The organism is Mycobacterium sp. E2497, from assembly GCF_001668695.1.
Lineage (GTDB): Bacteria > Actinomycetota > Actinomycetes > Mycobacteriales > Mycobacteriaceae > Mycobacterium.
Genome location: NZ_LZKD01000110.1, coordinates 1 through 5,140, shown reverse-complemented (window position 1 = coordinate 5,140; position 5,140 = coordinate 1). Strand labels below are relative to the sequence as shown.

Annotated in this window: 5 protein-coding genes; 4 read left to right on the top strand and 1 reads right to left on the bottom strand. The window is 65.3% G+C overall.

The window, feature by feature from the left end:
* A partial coding sequence (locus A5713_RS08480; RefSeq protein ID WP_156751801.1) for a helix-turn-helix domain-containing protein occupies positions 1 to 684 on the bottom strand: 684 nt, incomplete at its 3' end.
* A gap of 163 nt (positions 685 to 847) precedes the next feature.
* Between A5713_RS08480 and A5713_RS08475 the strand changes: the two genes are divergently transcribed.
* From A5713_RS08475 to A5713_RS08460, 4 genes are all read left to right on the top strand, one after another.
* On the top strand, positions 848 to 1,642 hold the full coding sequence (locus A5713_RS08475; protein WP_068094571.1) for an acyl-[acyl-carrier-protein] thioesterase: 795 nt from the start codon (positions 848 to 850) through the stop codon (positions 1,640 to 1,642).
* A 268-nt stretch (positions 1,643 to 1,910) separates the two neighbouring features.
* Positions 1,911 to 3,197 carry an isocitrate lyase gene (aceA, locus tag A5713_RS08470; protein WP_068094569.1) on the top strand — a complete coding sequence of 429 codons (1,287 nt, stop codon included), beginning with the start codon at positions 1,911 to 1,913 and terminating at the stop codon, positions 3,195 to 3,197.
* A 247-nt stretch (positions 3,198 to 3,444) separates the two neighbouring features.
* Positions 3,445 to 4,308 (top strand): 3-hydroxybutyryl-CoA dehydrogenase, encoded by an 864-nt coding sequence (locus A5713_RS08465; protein ID WP_156751800.1) that lies wholly within the window; start codon positions 3,445 to 3,447, stop codon positions 4,306 to 4,308.
* 86 nt (positions 4,309 to 4,394) lie between these two features.
* Positions 4,395 to 5,140, top strand: a 746-nt coding sequence (locus A5713_RS08460; RefSeq protein WP_068094561.1) for a cyclopropane mycolic acid synthase family methyltransferase, incomplete at its 3' end; no start/stop codon positions are given.

The following is a 5,140-nucleotide window of genomic DNA, read 5'->3' as shown; positions in this document are numbered from 1 at the left end:
GAAGACCTGCTGCCCCAGCGACAGGTGGTTGCTGATCTCCAGGGTCTTCGTTGCGGGGTCATACCGGTGCAGCACGGTGTCGCCGAGATCGATGCGCCTGTTGATGTGCACGCCGTGCACTTCGGTCAGCCGGCGATTGAGCTCGCGGGCCAGGTCCCCGTGGTGCAGCCGCATCTGGATCGTCAGGTCTTCGGCGGCCGTGTCCAGCTCGTGCAGGTAGTTCTGGCGTTGGTAGAAGTAGTCGCGCACCTCTTCGTGCGGCATGGTGATCGACCCGGTGCCGCTGCCGTCGGAATACCGCTCCTCGGTGGCGGCGGCCAGTTGCGCCGTGGTGATCCGGTAGCGCCGGTGCAGGTTGACCACCGCCCGGGCCAGGGTGGGGTGCGCGCTGACCATCTCGGCCACCTCGGTCGGGTCGACGTCGATGTCCAAGTCGCGGTCCATGGTGACCTCGCGCAGCTCGGCGACCAGCCGGGTGTCGTCCTGGGGAGCGAAGAAGGTCGCGTCAACGCCGAACACCTCGGTGATCCGCAGCAGCACCGCCACCGTCAGGGGGCGGACGTCATGCTCGATCTGGTTGAGGTAGCTCGGCGAGATCTCCAGCATCTGGGCCAGGGCGGCCTGCGAGAACCCGCGCTCGTTGCGCAGCTGGCGGACCCGGGAGCCCACGAACGTCTTGGACACCTCACCCAGGGTACCGGCGCTGCTAAGCGGAAGTTGGCAGAGTTCGCATCGGCCGCGATCGCGTCGCGATTGGTTTTTGGCCCAGGTCGTTGGCATGATTCGCAACGGAGGCCCCAGGGCGCTAACCGCGGGGCGCGCACGAGGAGGAAATGGGAGCGGAGCCGTGAGCCTGGACAAAGAACTGATGCCGGTGCCCGACGGTCACCCCGACGTGTTCGATCGCGAGTGGCCGCTGCGGGTGGCCGACATCGACCGCACGGGCCGGCTGCGGCTGGATGCGGCCGCACGGCACATCCAGGACATCGGCCAGGACCAGCTGCGGGAGATGGGTTTCGAGGAGACGCACCCGCTGTGGATCGTCCGGCGCACCATGGTCGACCTGCTCCGTCCGATCGAATTCCAGGACATGCTGCGGTGCCGGCGGTGGTGTTCGGGCACCTCCAACCGGTGGTGTGAGATGCGGGTCCGCGTCGACGGACGCAAGGGCGGGCTGATCGAGTCCGAGGCGTTCTGGATCAACATCAACCGGGAGACCCAGATGCCGTCGCGCATCTCCGACGACTTCCTGGCGGGCCTGCACAAGACGACGTCGGTCGACCGGTTGCGGTGGAAGGGCTACCTCAAGCCGGGCAGCCGCGACGACGCGGTGGAGATCCACGAGTTCCCCGTGCGGGTCACCGACATCGACCTGTTCGACCACATGAACAACTCGGTCTATTGGAGCGTCATCGAGGACTACCTGGCGTCTCACCTGGCGCTGATGGCGCGGCCGCTGCGCATCACGATTGAGCACGAGGCGCCGGTGGCCCTGGGCGACAAGCTGGAGATCATCTCGCACCTCCACCCGGCCGGATCGACCGACCAGTTCGGTCCCGGGCTCGTCGATCGGCCTGTTACGACGCTCACATATGCGGTCGGCGAAGAGACCAAAGCGGTCGCCGCGCTGTTCAACCTCTAACCGGACAAGCGTCCCGTTAATTCACCGGCTGACCTGCGGATTCTGGTTACCGGCGGGTAGATTCTGAAACGGTTCAGTTGCCGTTCATCTTCGCAAGATTTGCTAATCCGCACCTTGTCGTTGCCGAAATTGGCAAATGAAAGGGGTGGAAATGCGTGGTCAGGCTGTGCCATCTTCGAGTTAGCACACCAGCGAAGTTGAGCCGCTAGCTACCGCCGGTGAAGCGTTCATCAACCTCAGTAGTGAAGATCGTTAAGGAGCATGCGCAATGTCTGCCGTTGGCACCCCCAAGAGCGCCGAAGAGATCCAGAAGGACTGGGACACCAACCCGCGCTGGAAGGACGTCAGCCGTACCTACACCGCTAAGGACGTCGTCGCCCTGCAGGGCAGCGTCGTCGAGGAGCACACGCTGGCCCGCCGCGGTGCCGAGGTGCTCTGGGAGCAGCTGCACGACCTGGAGTACATCAACGCGCTCGGTGCGCTGACCGGCAACATGGCCGTCCAGCAGGTCCGCGCCGGCCTGAAGGCCATCTACCTGTCGGGTTGGCAGGTCGCCGGTGACGCCAACCTGTCCGGCCACACCTACCCCGACCAGAGCCTGTACCCGGCCAACTCGGTGCCCCAGGTGGTGCGGCGCATCAACAACGCGCTGCTGCGCGCCGACGAGATCGCCCGCGTGGAGGGCGACACCTCGGTGGAGAACTGGCTGGCGCCGATCGTCGCCGACGGCGAGGCCGGATTCGGTGGTGCGCTGAACGTCTACGAGTTGCAGAAGGCGATGATCGCCGCCGGCGTCGCGGGGTCGCACTGGGAGGACCAGCTCGCGTCGGAGAAGAAGTGCGGCCACCTCGGTGGCAAGGTGCTCATCCCGACCCAGCAGCACATCCGCACCCTGACCTCGGCCCGCCTGGCGGCCGACGTCGCCGACGTGCCGACCGTGGTGATCGCCCGCACCGACGCCGAGGCGGCCACCCTGATCACCTCGGACGTCGACGAGCGCGACCAGCCGTTCATCACCGGTGAGCGGACCAAGGAGGGCTTCTACCGGGTCAAGAACGGCCTCGAGCCCTGCATCGCCCGGGCCAAGGCCTACGCGCCGTACTCCGACCTGATCTGGATGGAGACCGGGACCCCGGACCTCGAGCTCGCCGCCAAGTTCGCCGAGGGCGTCAAGTCAGAGTTCCCCGACCAGATGCTGGCCTACAACTGCTCGCCGTCGTTCAACTGGAAGAAGCACCTCGACGACTCCACCATCGCGAAGTTCCAAAAGGAGCTCGGCGCAATGGGATTCAAGTTCCAGTTCATCACGCTGGCCGGCTTCCACGCGCTGAACTACTCGATGTTCGATCTGGCATACGGCTACGCCCGCAACCAGATGAGCGCGTACGTGGAGCTGCAGGAGCGCGAGTTCGCCGCCGAGGAGCGCGGTTACACCGCGACCAAGCACCAGCGTGAGGTCGGTGCCGGTTACTTCGACCGCATCGCCACCACGGTCGACCCCACCTCGTCGACCACGGCGCTGACCGGCTCCACCGAAGAGGGTCAGTTTCACTGAGGACGAGCGGGCTTGGCCCGCGAGGACGAAGTGAAACGGACAGGCTTGAGTCACTGAGGACGAGCGGGCTTGGCCCGCGATCCCCCGAGTCACTGAGGGGTGCTGAGCAGGCGCGGAATCGGTCTTCTGCGGCCCAGTTGACGCGATTCCGCGCCTGTTCGGCGATGAAGTAGCGTAGGCCCCGCCCAGCCAAACCTGGGCGGGGCCTATTGCGGTGCAAGACGATACGACGCCGAAAGAGATGACAGTGAGCGACGCAGCGATTCAGCGGGTAGGGGTTGTCGGGGCAGGCCAGATGGGATCCGGCATCGCCGAGGTCTCGGTGCGCGCCGGTGTCGACGTGACGGTCTTCGAGACCACCGACGCTCTGATCACGGCCGGACGCAACCGCATCATGAAGTCCCTGGAACGCGGCGTCAGCGCGGGGAAGGTCACCGAGCGCGAGCGCGACCGCGCGCTGAGCAAGCTCACCTTCACCACCGATCTGAAGGACCTCGCCGACCGCCAACTGGTCATCGAGGCGATCGTCGAGGACGAGGCCGTCAAGGCGGACATCTTCGCCGAACTCGACCGCGCCATCAGCGACCCCGACGCCGTCCTGGCGTCCAACACCTCCAGCATTCCGATCATGAAGATCGCCGCGGCCACCAAGAACCCCCAACGAGTGCTGGGCCTGCACTTCTTCAATCCCGTGCCGGTGCTGCCGCTGGTCGAGTTGGTGAGCACGTTGGTCACCGACGAGGCCGCCGCCGCGCGCACCGAGGAGTTCGCGAGCGCCGTGCTGGGCAAGCAGGTGGTGCGCTGCTCGGACCGGTCCGGCTTTGTGGTCAACGCGCTGCTGGTTCCCTACCTGCTGTCGGCGATTCGGATGGTGGAGGCCGGTTTCGCCACCATCGAGGACGTCGACAAGGCCGTCGTCGCCGGGCTGTCCCACCCGATGGGCCCGCTGCGGCTGTCCGACCTGGTGGGCCTGGACACCCTCAAGCTGATCGCGGACAAGATGTTCGAGGAATTCAAGGAACCGCAGTACGGCCCGCCGCCGCTGTTGCTGCGCATGGTGGAGGCGGGCCGGCTGGGCAAGAAGACCGGCCAGGGTTTCTACACCTACTGATAGCGCGGCCGGGCCTGGTGGGCGAGCGCCCCGCCCGTCCGTTACTATTCTGGCGTTCAATAGTGAGCAACAGGACTGGAGCGGGAATGTCGGCGTTGGAGCCATTTTACGAGGAATCGCAGTCGATCTATGACGTCTCGAATGAATTCTTCGCGTTGTTTCTAGACCCGACGATGGCCTATACCTGTGCATATTTCGCGCAAGAAGATATGAGCCTCGAAGAGGCCCAAATCGCCAAGTTCGACTTGGCGCTGGGAAAGCTGAACCTCGAGCCCGGGATGACGCTGCTGGACATCGGCTGCGGCTGGGGCGGGGCGATGAAACGGGCCGTGGAGAAATTTGACGTCAATGTCATCGGAATCACGCTGAGCCGCAACCAGTTTGAATACAGCAAGAACAAGCTGGCTGGATTGCCGACGAATCGCACCGTGGAGGTGCGGCTGCAGGGCTGGGAAGAGTTCGAGGACAAGGTCGACCGGATCGTCACCATCGGCGCCTTCGAGCACTTCGGCCGCCAACGCTACGGGCGCTTCTTCAAGATGGCCTACCAGGCGCTGCCGTCCGACGGGGTGATGTTGCTGCACACCATCGTTCGCCCGTCCTTCAAAGACGCCCGGGCGCGGGGCATGAAGCTGACCCACGAGATCGTGCACTTCTCGCAGTTCATCTTGACCGAGATCTTCCCCGGCGGGTGGCTGCCGACACCGCAGACCGTCGGCGAGTACGCGGTCACGGCCGGCTTCGAGCTGACCCGGGTCCACTCGCTGCAGCTGCACTACGCGAGGACCCTGGAGACCTGGGCGGCCAACCTGGAGGCCAACCGCGAGCAGGC